Annotated in this window: 12 protein-coding genes; 5 read left to right on the top strand and 7 right to left on the bottom strand. The window is 71.0% G+C overall.

All coding sequences use genetic code 11. The annotated features are described in order from the left end of the window. Positions 1–8: 8 nt before the first annotated feature. The 3 genes from fusA to rpsL form a co-directional block, all read right to left on the bottom strand. On the bottom strand, positions 9–2,123 hold the full coding sequence (gene fusA / locus WMF14_RS04745) for an elongation factor G (RefSeq protein WP_272100102.1): 2,115 nt from the start codon (positions 2,121–2,123) through the stop codon (positions 9–11). 305 nt (positions 2,124–2,428) lie between these two features. Further along, positions 2,429–2,899: a 30S ribosomal protein S7 gene (gene rpsG, locus WMF14_RS04740; RefSeq protein WP_012233474.1), complete on the bottom strand. Its 471-nt coding sequence runs from the start codon at positions 2,897–2,899 to the stop codon at positions 2,429–2,431. A 13-nt stretch (positions 2,900–2,912) separates the two neighbouring features. After that, entirely contained in the window at positions 2,913–3,311 is a 399-nt protein-coding gene (rpsL, locus tag WMF14_RS04735; protein WP_012233473.1) for a 30S ribosomal protein S12, read from the bottom strand. A 1,422-nt stretch (positions 3,312–4,733) separates the two neighbouring features. On the opposite strand from rpsL, the gene WMF14_RS04730 reads away from it, so the two are divergent. Beyond that, positions 4,734–5,630, top strand: coding sequence for a hypothetical protein (locus WMF14_RS04730; protein WP_437799014.1), 897 nt, complete (start codon positions 4,734–4,736; stop codon positions 5,628–5,630). A gap of 70 nt (positions 5,631–5,700) precedes the next feature. On the opposite strand, the gene ppk1 is transcribed toward WMF14_RS04730, so the two are convergent. Further along, positions 5,701–7,914, bottom strand: coding sequence for a polyphosphate kinase 1 (gene ppk1 / locus WMF14_RS04725; protein ID WP_272100091.1), 2,214 nt, complete (start codon positions 7,912–7,914; stop codon positions 5,701–5,703). 193 nt (positions 7,915–8,107) lie between these two features. On the opposite strand from ppk1, the gene panC reads away from it, so the two are divergent. Next, a complete protein-coding gene (gene panC / locus WMF14_RS04720; RefSeq protein WP_437799012.1) occupies positions 8,108–8,998 on the top strand; it encodes a pantoate--beta-alanine ligase in 891 nt (296 codons plus the stop codon). Next, complete coding sequence (tmk, locus tag WMF14_RS04715) at positions 8,999–9,697, top strand: dTMP kinase (RefSeq protein ID WP_437799010.1); 699 nt, start codon at positions 8,999–9,001, stop codon at positions 9,695–9,697. Between the two features lie 82 nt (positions 9,698–9,779). On the opposite strand, the gene WMF14_RS04710 is transcribed toward tmk, so the two are convergent. Then, the gene (locus WMF14_RS04710; RefSeq protein WP_437799009.1) at positions 9,780–11,336 is read right to left on the bottom strand and encodes a hypothetical protein; all 1,557 of its coding nucleotides are present in this window, start codon (positions 11,334–11,336) and stop codon (positions 9,780–9,782) included. A 422-nt stretch (positions 11,337–11,758) separates the two neighbouring features. Between WMF14_RS04710 and WMF14_RS04705 the strand changes: the two genes are divergently transcribed. Next, positions 11,759–12,898 (top strand): vWA domain-containing protein, encoded by a 1,140-nt coding sequence (locus WMF14_RS04705; RefSeq protein ID WP_437799007.1) that lies wholly within the window; start codon positions 11,759–11,761, stop codon positions 12,896–12,898. A 36-nt stretch (positions 12,899–12,934) separates the two neighbouring features. On the opposite strand, the gene WMF14_RS04700 is transcribed toward WMF14_RS04705, so the two are convergent. After that, a complete protein-coding gene (locus WMF14_RS04700) occupies positions 12,935–14,107 on the bottom strand; it encodes a tetratricopeptide repeat protein (protein WP_437799006.1) in 1,173 nt (390 codons plus the stop codon). Between the two features lie 338 nt (positions 14,108–14,445). Here WMF14_RS04700 and WMF14_RS04695 point away from each other — a divergent pair, with 338 nt between their 5' ends. Beyond that, entirely contained in the window at positions 14,446–14,667 is a 222-nt protein-coding gene (locus tag WMF14_RS04695) for a YdcH family protein (RefSeq protein ID WP_272100080.1), read from the top strand. A 266-nt stretch (positions 14,668–14,933) separates the two neighbouring features. On the opposite strand, the gene WMF14_RS04690 is transcribed toward WMF14_RS04695, so the two are convergent. Next, positions 14,934–15,437 (bottom strand): hypothetical protein, encoded by a 504-nt coding sequence (locus tag WMF14_RS04690; RefSeq protein ID WP_272100077.1) that lies wholly within the window; start codon positions 15,435–15,437, stop codon positions 14,934–14,936. Positions 15,438–15,476: the final 39 nt, after the last annotated feature.

Genomic DNA, 15,476 nt, shown 5'->3' with positions numbered 1-15,476 from the left:
GCGTCTTTTTAACCTCGCTGCTTGGCGACGATCTCTTCCTGGATCGCTGCTGGAACCGGTGCGTAATGAGAGAACTGCATCGAATGGGTCGCGCGGCCTTGCGTCTTGGAACGGACGTCGGTCGCGTAACCGAACATGGTTGAGAGCGGGACCTCCGCGCGGATCACCCGGGTGTTCGCGCGTTGCCCCATATCGAGGATGCGGCCACGCCGCGAGTTGAGGTCTCCGATGACGTCCCCGAGGTAGTTCTCGGGCGACACGACCTCGACGGCCATCATCGGCTCGAGGAGCACGAGCCCCGCCTTCTTGGCGCCGTCCTGGAAGGCCATGGACGCGGCGACCTCGAACGCGGGCCCGGAGGAGTCGACCTCGTGGTAGCTGCCGAAGTGGAGCCGCACCTTGATGTCGACGACGGGGTAGCCCGCGAGCACGCCGCGGCCCATCGCGTCCCGGATACCCTTCTCGATCGAGGGGATGAACTCCTTCGGGATGATGCCGCCGACGATGTCGTTCTCGAACACGAAGCCCGCGCCGCGCTCGGCCGGCTCGATGTCGATCCTCACGTGACCGAACTGGCCGTGTCCGCCCGACTGCCGGACGAAGCGCCCCTCCACGTCGGTCGCCTTCTTCGAGATGGTCTCCTTGTAGGCCACCTCGGGCTTGCCGACGTTGGCGTCCACCTTGAACTCGCGCTTCAGGCGGTCGACGATGATCTCGAGGTGGAGCTCGCCCATCCCGGCGATGATCGTCTGACCCGTGTCCTCGTTCGTGAAGGTGCGGAACGAGGGATCCTCGTAGGCGAGCTTCTGCAGGCTGAGCCCGAGCTTGTCGAGATCGGCCTTGGTCTTCGGCTCGATGGCGATCGAGATCACGGGGTCGGGGAACTCCATCCGCTCCAGCACGATCGGGTTCTTCTCCTCGCAGAGAGTGTCCCCGGTGCGGGTGTCGCGGAGCCCCACGGCAGCGTAGATGTTGCCCGCGTAGCAGACGTCGATCTCCTCGCGCTTGTTCGCGTGCATGCGGAGGATGCGCCCGAAGCGCTCCCGCTTGCCGCGCGTCGAGTTGAGCACGCTGACGCCGCTCTTCGTCGTGCCGGAGTAGACACGGAAGAAGGTGAGGTTGCCGAACTGGTCGTTCATGACCTTGAACGCCAGCGCCGCGAACGGCTCTTCATCGCTCGCCTTGCGCGAGACGACCTTGTCCTTCTTGTCGGGCAGCGTCCCCTCGACGGCCGGGATGTCGACCGGCGACGGCAGGTAGTTCACGACGCTGTCGAGCAGGAGCTGGACCCCTTTGTTCTTGAACGCAGAGCCGCACAGGACCGGGACGATCTTGAAGCCGAGGGTGCCCGCGCGGATGGCCGCGTGGATCTCCTGCTCGGTGATCTGATCGACCTCGCCGGCGATGAACTTCTCCATCACCTTGTCGCTCGCGTCGGCGCACGCCTCGATGAGCTTCTCGCGGAGCTCCTTGCACCGCGGCAGCAGGTCGCCCGGGATCTCCTGCCAGTCGTAGCGCTGGCCCTTCGTCTCCTCGTCGAACACGGCGGCCCGGAGGGTCACGAGGTCGATCACGCCGCGGAACGAGTCCTCCGCGCCGAGCGGGTAGTGGATCGCCACCGGGTTCGCGCCGAGGCGCTCGCGGATGGAGTCGACGCACATGTCGAAGTCGGCGCCGACCTTGTCCATCTTGTTGATGAACGCGATGCGCGGGACGCCGTACTTGTCCGCCTGCCGCCACACCGTCTCGCTCTGCGGCTCGACGCCGTTGCCGCCGTCGAACACCGCCACCGCGCCGTCGAGCACGCGGAGGCTCCGCTCGACCTCGATGGTGAAGTCGACGTGACCGGGCGTGTCGATGATGTTGATCCGGTGAGAGACGCCCTTCTCGGGGCCCTGCTCCGGCGCCCAGAAGCAGTTCGTCGCGGCGGACGTGATGGTGATGCCGCGCTCCTGCTCCTGGACCATCCAGTCCATCGTGGCTGCGCCCTCGTGGACCTCGCCGATCTTGTAGTTGACACCCGAGTAATAAAGGATGCGCTCGGTGACCGTGGTCTTGCCCGCATCGATGTGGGCCATGATCCCGATGTTGCGCGTCCGTTCCAGGCTGTACTCGCGTGCCACTTTTCCTTCTCCGTCGTGTGATGCGTGGGGTGAGGGTTCCGGACTCAGGATGCAAAACACCCTCTCCAGCCCGGCCCGCCTCCGTTGTGGCGGGCACTTGAAACCTGGAGAGGGTGTCGGGGTACAGCAGCAGCTTTTCTAGGTCCCGCGAGGGCGGGCGCTGTCGCGCTCCCTCGAGAGGACCGGCTCTGTAACCCGATCCTTATGTCAGCTGTGCCATCTCGCTCTACGCGTCTCCTCGCCTGGGGATGGGACCTGAAATGACGAACCAGCGCAGATCCGGGATCCGCGCTGGCCTCGCTGACCTACCAGCGGTAGTGGGCGAACGCCTTGTTGGCCTCCGCCATCTTGTGCGTGTCGTCGCGCTTCTTGACCGCGTTGCCGCGGTTCTGCGCCGCGTCGACGAGCTCGGCGGCGAGCCGCTCGCGCATCGTCTTCTCGCCGCGGCCGCGCGAGTAGGTCACGAGCCACCGCATCGCGAGGGCGACGCGGCGCTCGGGGCGGACCTCGACGGGGACCTGGTAGGTCGCGCCGCCGACGCGCCGGCTCTTCACCTCGAGCTTCGGCTTCACGTTGTCGAGCGCCTTGCGGAAGACGTCGATCGGCTCCTCCTTGAATCGGTCGCGCACGATGTCGAACGCGCCGTAGAGGATCCCCTCGGCGGTCGCCTTCTTGCCCGACTGCATCAGGGAGTTCGTGAACTTGGCGACGAGCTTGTCCTTGTACTTCGGGTCCGGAATGATCTTCCGCTTCGGGACTTCGCGACGACGGGGCATCTTCGTTCCTCTGTCAGGCCTTCGGGCGCTTCACGCCGTACTTCGAGCGCTTGCGGTTGCGGGTCGCTTTGTTGGTGGAGCTCGGCCCGGCAGCGCCGGACGCGTCGAGCGTGCCGCGGACGACGTGGTAACGCACGCCCGGCAGGTCCTTGACACGGCCGCCGCGGATGAGGACGACCGAGTGCTCCTGCAGGTTGTGGCCTTCGCCCGGGATGTAGCTCGTCACTTCCATCTGGTTGCTCAGCCTGACGCGGCAGACCTTGCGGAGCGCCGAGTTGGGCTTCTTCGGCGTCGTGGTGTAAACACGTACGCACACGCCTCGCCGCTGCGGGCAGGACTTGAGCGCAGGAGAGGCCGTCTTGTAACGAGCGGCCTCGCGGCCTTGGCGGATGAGCTGGCTGATGGTCGGCATAGTGACGCGGATTTCCCCCTGAGGGATGGGGACGCGCAGGATACCCAGGAGGCGACCCATGTCAAGCGGGACGATACCCGTTCGTGTTGGATACGCCAGCGAGCCGTTCGTTCGCGTCGATTCGCGGCGCTTCCCGTAGGTTCCCGTCGGTTCCCGTCGGTTCCCGTCGGTTGCGTCGACGCGTCCGCCGCGTGGGTCGCATCGTTCACGTAGGTTGCGTCGGTCCCATCCGTTGCGCTCGCCGAGGCGCTGCATCGTTCGTGGCGGTCGCATGGGTCGCGTCGATCTCGCTGCGCCGGCGGGGGCCGTGCTCTGCGTGTCCTGGCCCCGCGCGACGAGCTCGTGGGTCGCGGCGCGCTGCGGGGGCCGTCCGCGCACGTCTCGTTCGACGGGGCGCTCGGCGTGCGCCGGCGGCTCCCGGGATGCGCGGGCCCCTGCGCGCGCCGCACGAGTCGGACGCCGACGCGCGCCGCGGGCCCCTTGGCGGGCCGCCTGCTGTTCGGTACGGTCGCTGCGTGACGAAGAAGCTTTCACGCGCCCAGCGTAAAGAAAGCCGGCGCAAGGCGCCGCAGAGCAGCGCTGCGTCGAGGACGGCGTCCGGCGTGGATCCGGGGAGCGCGGGGCCCTCGTCGCGAAGCGATCGGGGCGACAGCGCGACGGCACGAGGCCCCGCGGGGGCGCGCGTCGATCCGACGGCGAGCCGAGGCGGCGACGACCCGCGCGGCGCGCGGGCGCGCGGCGCCGCTGCTCCGAGCAGCGCGGAGCCCGCGCACCCGCGCGACGCCGCGGAGCTCGCGCGGGCACGCGGCGCCGGCGATCGATCCCATCGGAGAGGCAGCGTCGAGGCGCAGCCCGCGCGAGCGCGCGGCGGAAGCACACAGACGAAGCCAAAGCGAGATCGCGTGCTCCTGGTCTTCCTGGGCCTCGTGGCGCTCGCCGCGGTGATCGTGTTCGCCGCGCAGTCCCCCCGCGCCCCGGAGCGCGCCGCGCCGGAACCCGCGAAAGCCGCTCCGGCAAAGACACACACGGCGGAGCCGTCCACCGCGTCCCCTGCCACGCCGACGGAGACGGCCGAGTTGCCGGCTCCACCCGTCGACTCGTCGCCGCCGACGATCGTCACGGCCGAACCTGCCGCAGCGGAGACGGCGCGCGCTGCAGCCCCGCAGCGCGCTGAAGCCGGCGCCTCGTCAGAGGGAACCGCTGCCAGCGCCTCTCCGAAAGGAGCAGCCACCGGAGCAGCCGCGGCCGCCCCGCCCAAGAAGCGCACCAGCGCACCGAAGCCGGCCGCCGCACCGCCCGTGGCGACACCTTCAGCGGGGGCGACGCCGGCAGCGGAGGCGGCGCCTCCGCCGGAGCCGGCGCAGAAGCCTGCCGAGCTTCCACACGAGTGATTGCAACCGCCGTGATGAAAGGACGCCCGAGATGCTTCGCTTGAATGCTTCGCCCGACGCCGCCCGAACGCCGGGCTGCTCGCCGCGCACCCGCGCGCGGGCGCTCGCCCTGCCGCTCGGCGTCGCGCTGTCCGGCCTCCTCGCCGCGGCGACGGCGGGCGCGCAACCAGCGCCGCAACGACAGCCTCCTGCAGGGTCGCCCGTGGCGCCGGGCCCCGCGCGGCAGCAGCCCGGCGCCGCCGCTGCGCCGCCGGCCGCCTCGCCGCCAGCCGCGCCGACCCCGGCTGCTGCGACGCAACAGCCCGGCAGCGCGCCTGCTGCACCGCCAGGCGCCGCGGCGCCGCAACCCGCTCCGCCGGCTGCCTCCGCGCCGCCGTACCCTGCGGTCCCCTACCCGGCACCGCCGCAGGAGGCCCCTCAGGCTCCGCCAGGCGCCTCGCCGGGCTATCCGCCCCCGGGTCCCCCGGGCGGCTACGCTCCTTACGGCGGCGCTTACCCTCACGGCGGCGCTTACCCTCCGCTCCCGCCGGGCTACCCCGTGAGCCCGTCGGAGATCCCGCCTGCTCCGCCCCCGGTTCCCCTGCGCCGGAAGAGCCCGGGCCTGATGCTGGGCGGCATCGCGCTCACCGCCGGCGGCACGATCGCGTTCTTCACCGGGACCGGCCTGCTCGCGTCGGCGAGCAACCGATACGAGATCTACTGCGATTTCGGCGGCTTCACGGGCATCTGCGAGACGCGCACCGATGGGCGCCGTCAGCTCGCCGGCGCGCTCGTCTCCGTGGCGGGCGGCCTCATGATCGCCGTGGGCATCCCGCTCTGGGTCATCGGCGGGAAGAAGGTGCCAGCCGGCGACGCGGCGCCCAAGGCCTCTGTCGAGACCACGCTCTCGCTCGGCCCCGGCTCCGCCGCGTTGCAGACGCAGTTCTGAAGGGCTCCCGCGGCCCGATGCTCCGCCCCGCGCGCGAGGCCGCGGGGACGCCTCTCCTGCGCGCCGTCGATCAGAGCAGACCCTTCTTCTTCTTGGCGCCCTTGCGGTGGCGAGGCTCGCCGTCGTCCGCGCCCGCGGGCATGCGGAGGATGTGGAAGCGCCCGCCGCCTCGCGCCAGCGGATCGCTGAGCTTCACCCGCTCGCGCGCGAGCTCGATGAAGCGGTGCTGCGACCGAAGCAGGGGGGCGCCGGCGGGCTGCTGGAGCTTGTGGTAGCTGCCGTCGCTCGCGAGCTCCCAGGTCTTCGCCGTGTCGGACATCACGGTGTTCAGCATGTCCTCCACGCGCGCGCGGGTGGCGGGCTCGATGATCGGGATCATCAGCTCGACGCGGCGATGGAAGTTGCGCGGCATCCAGTCGGCGCTCGACATGTAGATCTCTTCGCTGCCGCCGTTCGCGAACCGGAACAGGCGCTTGTGCTCGAGGAAACGATCGATGATCGCGCGCACCTGGATCCGCTCCGACAGGCCCGGGATCCCCGGCCGGAGGCAGCAGATGCCGCGCACGGCGAGCTTGATGTCGACCCCGGCTTGCGACGCCGAGTAGAGCGCGTCGATGACGTCGACGTCCACGAGCGCGTTCATCTGCGCCACGATCTCCGCCTTGCGCCCGGCCCGCGCGTGGGCCTCCTCACGCGCGATGAGGCCCAGCACCGCCTGGTGCAGGCCGAGCGGCGCCACGAGGAGGCGGTTCCACTTGGGCGGCGCGCTGTAGCCGGTCAGCAGGTTGAAGAGCGACGTCATGTCCTCGCCGATCTCCCGGTTCGCCGTGAACAGGCCGATATCCGTGTAGAGCCGCGCGGTCTGCGGGTTGTAGTTGCCCGTCGACAGGTGCACGTAGCGGCGCAGCTTGTCCTTCTCGCGCCGCACCACGAGCAGCGCCTTCGCGTGCGTCTTCAGCCCGAGCAGGCCGTAGATCACCTGCACGCCGCTCTGCTCGAGCGTCCTCGCCCACTGGATGTTGCTCGCCTCGTCGAACCGCGCCTTCAGCTCGACGATGGCCGTCACCTGCTTGCCGCTCTCGGCCGCGCGCGCGAGCGCCTTCAGGATCGGCGAGTCGCCGCCGGTCCGGTAGAGCGTCTGCTTGATCGCGAGCACGTTCGGGTCGTCGGCGGCGCGGGAGACGAACTCGGCGACCGGATCGAACGACTCGTAGGGGTGGTGCAGGAGCACGTCCTGCTCCCGGATGACGGCGAAGATGTCCTCGACGTCCCGGAAGAGCGGCGGGACCTGCGGGGCGAACGGCTCGTCCCGGTACTCGCGGCGCTCGTCGTCCGCGACGATGCCGATGAGGTCGGCGATGTGGAGCGGCCCCGGCACCCGGTAGACGGCGTGCGACGCGTCGACCTTGAGCGCGCGACAGAGCCGCTGGACCGAGGTGCCGGCGCCCTCGCCGAAGCCGATCTCCAGGCGCACGGCGTTGCCGCGATCGCGCCGGCGGAGCTCGGCCTGGATCGTCTCCAGCAGGTCCTCGCCCTCCTCCTCGTCGATCTCGAGGTCCCAGTTCCGGGTGACGCGGAAGGGGTACGTGCCGCGCAGCCTGCCCGAGGGGAAGAAATCCTTCACGTGCCGGGCGATCACGTCCTCGAGCAGGACGAACGCGCGCGCCGCGCCCTCCACGCGCACCCGCATCAGCCGGCTCAGCCCAGGCGGCACCTGGATGACCGCGAAGCCGGGCTCCTGCGCTTCATGCTCCCGGGAGAACATGATCCCGAGGTTGATCATCTTGTTGCGCAGGTGCGGGAACGGGTGCCCCGGGTCGATCGCGATCGGCGTGAGGATCGGGAAGATGTCCGTGCGGAACCGATCGTCGAGCGCGCTGAGCTCCGTCGCGCCGAGCTCGTCGGGCCGGACGATCACGATGCCGGCGCGCTGGAGCGCCGGGATCAGATCCGAGTGCCACAGCTGGTAGGCGTCATCGACGAGCGCGTGGACGCGCGCGCTGATCGCCACGAGCTGCTCGTGGGGCGTGAGCCCGTCCGGCGGGACCTCCGCGATCGTGCGCTGCGTCTGCGCCTGGAGGCCGGCGACGCGCACCATGAAGAACTCGTCGAGGTTCGAGAAGAAGATGCTCAGGAACTTGAGGCGCTCGAACAGCGGCACCTCGTGCGACCTGGCCTCCGCCAGCACCCGCGCGTTGAACTCGAGCCACGAGAGCTCGCGGTTCAGGTAGTGCGTCGGGTCCCCCTCGATCGCGATCACCCCCGGGGCGGCCGATATCGGCACCGGGCCGCTGGAGGGGGCGGAGCTCCCCCCGGACCGAGTGCTGGAGGGGCCGCCCGGGCGCGATCCAGGTCCGGCGGCCGGAGCTGAATCGATGGCGTCTTCCGAGTCGGGAGCGATGGCGTTGTCTGGGCTGGACGGCGGGTCGACCATGATCGAAGCTCCGATTTTGCCGTACGTCTGATAGGATTCCATTATGGAGTTTTGGCGACATCCTGGCGACCTCAGGGTGGCGTGCGAGCGGGCTCGTGCGGCAGGGCGCCGCGTCGGCCTCGTCCCGACGATGGGCGCGCTCCATGCAGGCCACCTCGCCTTGATCGCGGAGGCGCGGCGGAGGACGGACTTCGTGGCCGTGACCGTCTTCGTCAACCCGACCCAGTTCGGCGTGGGCGAAGACCTGGCGCGCTACCCGCGGACGCTCGAGCGAGACCTCGCCGCCTGCGCGGAGGCCGGCGCCGACGGCGTGTTCGCGCCGGACGTCGCCGCGATGTACCCGCCCGGCGAGGAGACGCGCGTGCGCGTCGGCGCGACCGCGGGCCCGCTCTGCGGCGTCCATCGGCCCGTGCACTTCGAGGGCGTCGCCACCGTGGTGACGAAGCTGCTGTCGCTCGCCGGCCCGTGCGTCGCCGTCTTCGGCCGGAAGGACTACCAGCAGCTCCAGGTCATCCGGCGGCTCGTCGCCGACCTGTTCCTTCCCGTCGAGGTCGTCGGGGCGACGACGGTGCGCGAGCCGGACGGCCTCGCCATGTCGTCCCGGAACGCCTACCTTTCGCCCGAGCAGCGGAGCGCGGCGCGCGCCATCCCGCTCGCCCTCGCCGGCGCGTGCCGCGCGTTCGCCCGCGGCGAGCGGCGCGCCGCGGCGCTCCTCGAGCCCGCGCGCGCGCGCCTCGCGGCCGTCGCGACGAGCATCGATTACGTGGACCTCGCCGATCCGGAGTCCCTGGCGATCTGGAGCGACGCAGCGGCGATCGGCGATCGGGCGCTGCTGGCGGTCGCCGTCCGCGTCGGGACGACGCGGCTCATCGACAACGTCGTGCTCGGGGAGGACGCGCCGCCCGTCGTGGAGGGGAGCGAGGAGGCGATCTAGATGCCGAAGACGAGAGGCGAGCAAGAGAGCCCGGCGTCGCGCCCGGCGGGCGAGGCGGGCCGTGGCGTCTTCGTGGTGTTCGAGGGCATCGACGGCGCCGGCACGAGCACGCAGGCCGAGCGCTACGCGGCGCACCTCAGGGCGGCGCGGCGCCTGGTCCACGTCACCCGAGAGCCGAGCGCCGGGCCGGTGGGCGCGCTGCTCCGGCAGGTCCTGACCCACCGGATCTCGCTCCCCGGCGCCCACCAGGCGGAGATCATGGCGCTCCTCTTCTCGGCCGATCGCCTCGATCACCTCGGCGCCGAGATCGAGCCCCTCCTCCGCGACGGGTACGTCGTGATCTCGGATCGCTACGACCTGTCGAGCCTGGCCTACCAGTCGACGACGGCGAGCGAGGACGGGGGGCGCTCCGAGGGGATCATCGAATGGATCCGTGAGCTCAACCGCCACGCCCTGAGGCCCGACGTCACGGTGGTGATCGACGTGACGCCCGAGGTCGCCGAGAAGCGCCGCCGCGGCCGCGGGGGGGCGGAGGAGCTGTTCGAGAAGACAGAGCTGCAGGCGCGGCTCGCGGAGGCGTACCGCCGGGCGGAGGAGCTCGTCCCGGGGGACCGCATCATCCATATCGACGGGGATGGCCCGGTCGACGAGGTCTCCCGGGCGATCACGGCGGCGCTCGCGGCCGTCGTGGAGCGGTGAGCCAAGGGCCCCGGCCGAACATCGGAGTCGAGCCACCGAGGGCGCAAGGTCCCTGTGGCTCCCCGCGCCCGCGTCGCGCGCTCTACGGGCAAGCCGCGTTCGCGATCTCCACATCGTCGATGTTCCAGCTCGACACGATGTCGACGAAGGACTCCCGCCCGATCTCGTAGCCGAAGCGGACCCGCAGGCTGGCGTTCTTGTGGGGCGTCAGATCATAGACGACCTTCGTCCAGGCCGAGTCGCGGACGCCGGGGTACGCCCCCGACTCGAAGAGCACCTTCCAGCGGACGCCGTCGTAGACCTCGACACGGTTCGTCATGTGGGGCGTCTCATCGCTGTTCAGGAGACGCCAGAACGTCAGGTACACGCCGCCCGCGACATCGGCGTTGACGACCGGGCTCGTCAGGTAGAAGTACGGGTGGACCCCGACGGGCGCGTTCCCTCCGATGACCACGCCGGCCACCCCGTTGTCCGACGTCGCCGTGTGATCGAGCGCCGGATCGGCGTGCCCGTAGGTCTGGCCGGTTGACGCCTTCGCCGCGCCGATCTGCCAGGTCGGACCGAGCTCCCACCCGGCCGCGTCGCTCTCGAACGTATCCCGGAAATAGACCACCGGCGCCGCCGCGGCGGCGCCGCCCTGACAGACGCCAGCCAGGCAGGACTCCCCCACGGTGCACGAGTCGCTGTCAACGCAGAGCCCGCCATCGGGGACCGGGCGCGCCGTGCACACCCCGGACTCGCTGCAGACGCCGCGCGTGCAACCGATCGCCCGCGAGGGGCACGGCTCTCCGGGGGTGGGGATGGAAATACAGGCGCCGCTCTCGTCACAGACGCCACGATTGCACTCGTCGGTCCCAGAGAGGCAGGCGCCGCCCGGTCCGATCGGCTCAGCATAGCAATTGCCAGAGCCCGGATCGCAGGCGCCATCGTTGCACCCGACGCTCAGCGCGCTGCAGTCCTTCGGGACGCCCCCCTCGCAGCGGCCGCTCTGGCAGGTCTTGCCGACCATGCAGAGATCGCCGGAGTCCGCGCACGGCGCCCCCTCGTTCCCCGGAACCGCCTCGCACGCACCGGAGGCAGGGTCGCACGCACCAACATGACAGGAGTCCGGCACGTGGAAGAAGAAGCAGTCCCGCGGGGTCCCGACGCAGGCGCCGTCCAGGCACGCCGCGTCGAGGAGACAGCGGTCTTCCGTCGCGCACGGGGCCCCGTTCGCCCTCGGCTCCACGCCGCAGCGAGGAGCGCCGCCCGCGTCGACGCACGTGACCACGTGACAGGCGTCCGGCGCGAGGCCGCAGTCCTCCTGGGCCCCGCCCTGACAGACACCCTCCTCGCACACCTCGCCGACCGTGCAGGCGTCCCTGTCGTCACAGGGCTCCCCGCCCGCGCTGGGGACGAGCTCGCAATCGCGCGTCGCCTCGTTGCACACGGCCACGACGCATTGCGAGGTCGGAACGAGCGAGCAGTCGATCCGGCACGGCGCGCCGTCCCCGCCTGCGCCGCCCCCTCCGCTCGAGACAGCCGCCCCAGCGGCGCCGCCGGCCCCCGCCGGGCCCGAGCTGCCCGCGGATGTCGCAGTCGAACAGCCGAGATCCGTCAGGGCGACAGCGGAAAGTACCCATGGAATCCACCTAGTCATGTTCGCCTCTTTCCAGCAAGCGTGACGCACCTCGTGGGAATTACGCGTCCTTCGCGGCTGCGCAAGGAAACATGATGTTCCCGCGCGCGAGCACCCGGAACGGTCGGCGCAATCAGCGACGAGCGAAGACACCGAGCCCCGCCGCGCCGACGAGCGCGCGAGACCCTGCGAGAGCAACGAGAGCAACGAGAGCTGCGACAAGCGACGAGAGCCGTGACAAGCAGCGAAAGACAAGAGAGCAACGACAGCGCGACACGAGCCAGGCTTACAAACCGGAGAGCCCCTATCGCGCCTCGATCGAGATACGCATACACTGACGAGATCGTCTCGGAGCTCGGCCATCCCTCGATAGACAGACCACTTCGCGCGTGGAGCCCCGCGGCCCCGACCCACGTCGCACCCATTTCCAGAGGAGCGCAGAGATGTCCTTCCGACGTCCTTTCGTGTTTGCCCCTATCCTCGTCGCCGCCGGGATCGCGGCTCAGTCGGGCGGCTGCGCGGCCACCGAGGACGAGAAGCCCGCGAGCATCCCCCGGCCGGATGACGCCGCGAGCGGCGGCGACGGCGGCGCCTTCGGCGTGAGCAGCGCGAGCGGAGACACGTCGCTCGGCGAGGGGGGAGGGCTCGGCGGCGCCGGCGAGGGCGGCCTCGGGGAGGGGTCCTCCTGCGCCCAGGCGAGCGCGGAGGCCACGCTCCTGCCGCTCGATATGCTCATCCTGCTCGACCGATCCGGCAGCATGCTCGGCTCGAAATGGGTCGGCGTCACGAACGCGCTCTCGGCGTTCGTCACCGACGCCGCCTCGGCCGGGATGAACGTGGGACTGACCTACTTCCCGCTGAGCAGCAACGGGCAGAGCGACTGCAACCACACGAGCTATGACGAGCTCGCGGTCGCCATCGGCGAGCTGCCGCTGAACACGCAGGAGCTCACCGCCTCCATCCAGAGCACCTCGCCGGGCGGCGGGACGCCCATGCGGCCGGCGCTCCAGGGGGTGCTCACGAACGCGACCGCCTACAAGGACGCGAACCCTTCTCACAAGGTGATCGTCGTGCTCGCGACCGACGGCGATCCCTCGGGCTGCTCCGGAAACACCGTCGCGAGCACCGCGGAGATGGCGCAGCGGGCCCTCCGCTACAACGGCGTCCAGACCTACGTCATCGCGGTGCAAGGCTCGACGCTCACCAACCTGGACCAGATCGCCGACGCCGGCGGGACGACCCGCGCGTTCGACGTCACGGCGGACATCACGGCGTTCTCGGCGAAGATGGCCGAGATCCGCGCGTCGGCGCTCCCGTGCGAGCTCCTCATCCCCGCGCCGCCCGCGGGCGCGGTCCTCGACACGAGCCGGGTCGCTGTCAGGTTCGCGCCCGAGGGCGCGAGCCCGCTGGAGGTCCCGAAGGCGGACGACGCAGCGGACTGCGGCACGGGGCCGGGGTGGTATTACGACGACGAGGCGCTCCCGAAGAAGATCATCCTCTGCCCCGCGTCCTGCACGACGGTGCAGCACGAGGTGCGCGCGGAGCTCGACGTGCTCTTCGGGTGCGCGCCGACGCTGAACTGAGCCGCGCGGGCCCCTTCCCCGCCGCCCGGGCGGGGCTCACGGCCGCTTCGGCGCCGCCGTCTTCAGGGCGTCGAGCGCCGCGAGGAGCTCGGCCTCGGTGAACGGGAGCCTCGCGAGGGCCGCCTGCTCGTCGGCGAGCGCGAGCTCTATCTCGCGCTGCGCGTCGCGGGCGCGGAGGACCCACGCCGACGACTCCCCCGTACGGTCGCCGAGGCGCACGGTGCCAGCGAGCATCTTCTGCCCCTTCTCCAGGAGCACGCGGTAGCGCAGGCGCATCGCCCCCTCGAACAGCTGCCTCTCCCTCGGGGTGTCGGCGCTCCGCGGCGGCGGGACCTGCATCACGTCGCGGTGGAGCTCCTTGTAGAGCTGCCCGATGCGGTAACCCGCCATCGCCGACCAGTGGGCGTCGAGGCTGCGCATGGCCTCGGTGTAGGCGCTCTGCGCGTCGAGCAGGCCCTGGCAGCGGCGCTCGAGCGCCTCGGCGAAGCTCGCCGGCACCGGCACGAAGGTGATCGCCTCGCTCCGGCGCCGCCGCACCTCGCCGAGCGCGAAGCTCACCTGCGCGAGCTCGATCGGCGGCTTGCCTGACTCGCCCAGCCGGTGCTCCTCGATGAGATCGCGCGCGAGCGCGACCTGGCGCGCCGCCTCTTCCACGAGATCCTGCTCGACAAGGCCGAGCGCGAGCGCGCCGCGCGCCTCGATCGCCTCCAGCACGCTCAGATCGCCGAGGCGGAGCAGGCGGCGCGACACCTCGACGAGCTCGGGCCACCGCTCGAGGGCGGCCGCCGCGCGCGAGAGCCGGAAGAGCGCGCCGCGCGCGACCGCATGGTCCGGGAAGCGCTGCGCGACCTCGCGGTAGCGCTCGGCCGCGAGCGCGCGGTCGCCGAGCGCCTCGTGCGCGAGGCCGGCGTTGAAGAGGCTCGGCGGCGCGACCTCGCCGCCCGGCGCGAGGCGGGCGAGCCGCTCGAACAGGGGCGCCGCCTCACGCGCCTTGTCGGCCAGGAGCAGCGCGCGCGCCCGCTCGAACTCCGCCGCGAGCTCGGCGTCCGAGTAAGGCGACACGACGACCGGCGCGAGCTCGACCGGCGCGCGCGCCGAGGCCGGCTGCGGCGATCGCGCCCGCGCCGGCACGGTGGCCTGCGAAGTGCATCCGCCCAGGACGACCGCAAGGGCCAGGAGGGCGACCGAGGTGGCGCTGGAACGCGACATTGCCGGGGAAGAATAGCCCCGCGCTCGAGGTTGTTCCGCAACGTGCATGGACGGAGAGTCCGGCCCGGCCGTCCGGGACACCGGTGGATTGCTGTACGCCTTAGGGCAATCCCTGGCTACAACGGCCGCTCTGTGAAATTGCAGAATGGCCTCGCCCGACAAAAAGCCTGCATGGATCCGCCATGTTGCGGTAATCTCGCATTCGTTCATCAGGCCGCTGTCTCGGCGTGTAGCACGGTCGGCGGCGGTCTCCTCTCCAGCGACGATCAGGACGAGGGCCTCTGTTGTGGGCCCTCGAAGGCATCACGGCCCCGTTGTGGGGCCTTGGAGGTGGGCACATGAAGCATCAGATCATCTCTCCTCGCGCGGTGACTGCAGTCGGCCCGGAGCAGCGGCTGAGCATGGTGGAAGCGCGTCATCGCGAGCTCGACTCACGCCTCAGGCAGCTGGGTCGACGGGCGTTCCTGACACCGGGGGAGAGAATGGAAGCTGCCCAGCTCAAGAAGCACAAGCTCGCCGCGAAGGACGAGATCGAATCCCTGCGCCGGCGGTTGTCGTAGCGAGCGACCCCTAGCCGACCCTCGATCCTGCGCCACATACGGCGCACCCCCGCCCCTTTCCGCTCCATTCCAGACATCCAGCGCGCCAACGCAATGGGCCGCTCGCACGCTGTGCACGCCGCACGGCTCTGGGCCCGCTGCAGGGACGCGCGCACGCCCGATCGCCACGGCGGATGCACCGGCGGGGGCGCGCGCACGCCGCGGGAGGCTCGCACCCAATTTGATGCTCGCGAGGCGCGACGTGCGAGGGCGCCTGCGCGCTGCGGTCAGAGCGCGGGCGCCGACGGCTCGGACGGCGGCTCCTCGGGCGATGCGGGAGCGTCGGTCTGCGGCGCGGCGCCCCCCTCGGGCAGCGCCTCGGCGCCGCCGTACACGTCGCGGTTGAGGTCCGCGAGGGTCTCGGTCAGGCGGTTCTTCTGCTCGCTGGTGATGCCGCCGGGGGCCTGCTTCTCGGTCGCCGCGGCGAGCCCGAGCCAGTGGCGCGCGTTGTCGCGGTAGCCCTTGCGCGGATCGGCGACGCCGGTGCCCTGCGGCGCCAGGTCGGCCAGGCGGTAGTCCGTCATGCCCCGGAGGTAGGCGTACTGCGCCCGCTCCGGGACCGAGAACGAGTCCTGATCGTTCTCGAGCACCCGGAACAGCGCCAGCGCCTGCTCGAACCGGTTCGCCTCGTAGTGGCTGCGGGCGCGATCGAGATCCTGCGTGTAGGTCGCGCAACCCGACGCAAGGGCGAAGGACGAGAGAAGGAGGACGCACGGGACGAGGCGGCGCATGCGCGCAGGGTATCTCCCGCGTCGCCGGGCGATCAAGCA

Origin of the sequence: Sorangium sp. So ce693 (assembly GCF_051521375.1) — a bacterium.
GTDB lineage: Bacteria > Myxococcota_A > Polyangia > Polyangiales > Polyangiaceae > Sorangium > Sorangium atrum.
This window is presented reverse-complemented; position numbering and strand designations above follow the sequence as displayed.

Coding starts and splice junctions, on each gene's coding strand:
- WMF14_RS04705 (WP_437799007.1), top strand. CDS start 11,759: ATGTCCTTCCGACGTCCTTTCGTGTTTGCCCCTATCCTCGTCGCCGCC.
- WMF14_RS04690 (WP_272100077.1), bottom strand. CDS start 15,437: ATGCGCCGCCTCGTCCCGTGCGTCCTCCTTCTCTCGTCCTTCGCCCTT.
- panC (WP_437799012.1), top strand. CDS start 8,108: ATGGAGTTTTGGCGACATCCTGGCGACCTCAGGGTGGCGTGCGAGCGG.
- WMF14_RS04695 (WP_272100080.1), top strand. CDS start 14,446: ATGAAGCATCAGATCATCTCTCCTCGCGCGGTGACTGCAGTCGGCCCG.
- rpsL (WP_012233473.1), bottom strand. CDS start 3,311: ATGCCGACCATCAGCCAGCTCATCCGCCAAGGCCGCGAGGCCGCTCGT.
- WMF14_RS04710 (WP_437799009.1), bottom strand. CDS start 11,336: ATGACTAGGTGGATTCCATGGGTACTTTCCGCTGTCGCCCTGACGGAT.
- WMF14_RS04730 (WP_437799014.1), top strand. CDS start 4,734: ATGCTTCGCTTGAATGCTTCGCCCGACGCCGCCCGAACGCCGGGCTGC.
- WMF14_RS04700 (WP_437799006.1), bottom strand. CDS start 14,107: ATGTCGCGTTCCAGCGCCACCTCGGTCGCCCTCCTGGCCCTTGCGGTC.
- tmk (WP_437799010.1), top strand. CDS start 8,999: ATGCCGAAGACGAGAGGCGAGCAAGAGAGCCCGGCGTCGCGCCCGGCG.
- rpsG (WP_012233474.1), bottom strand. CDS start 2,899: ATGCCCCGTCGTCGCGAAGTCCCGAAGCGGAAGATCATTCCGGACCCG.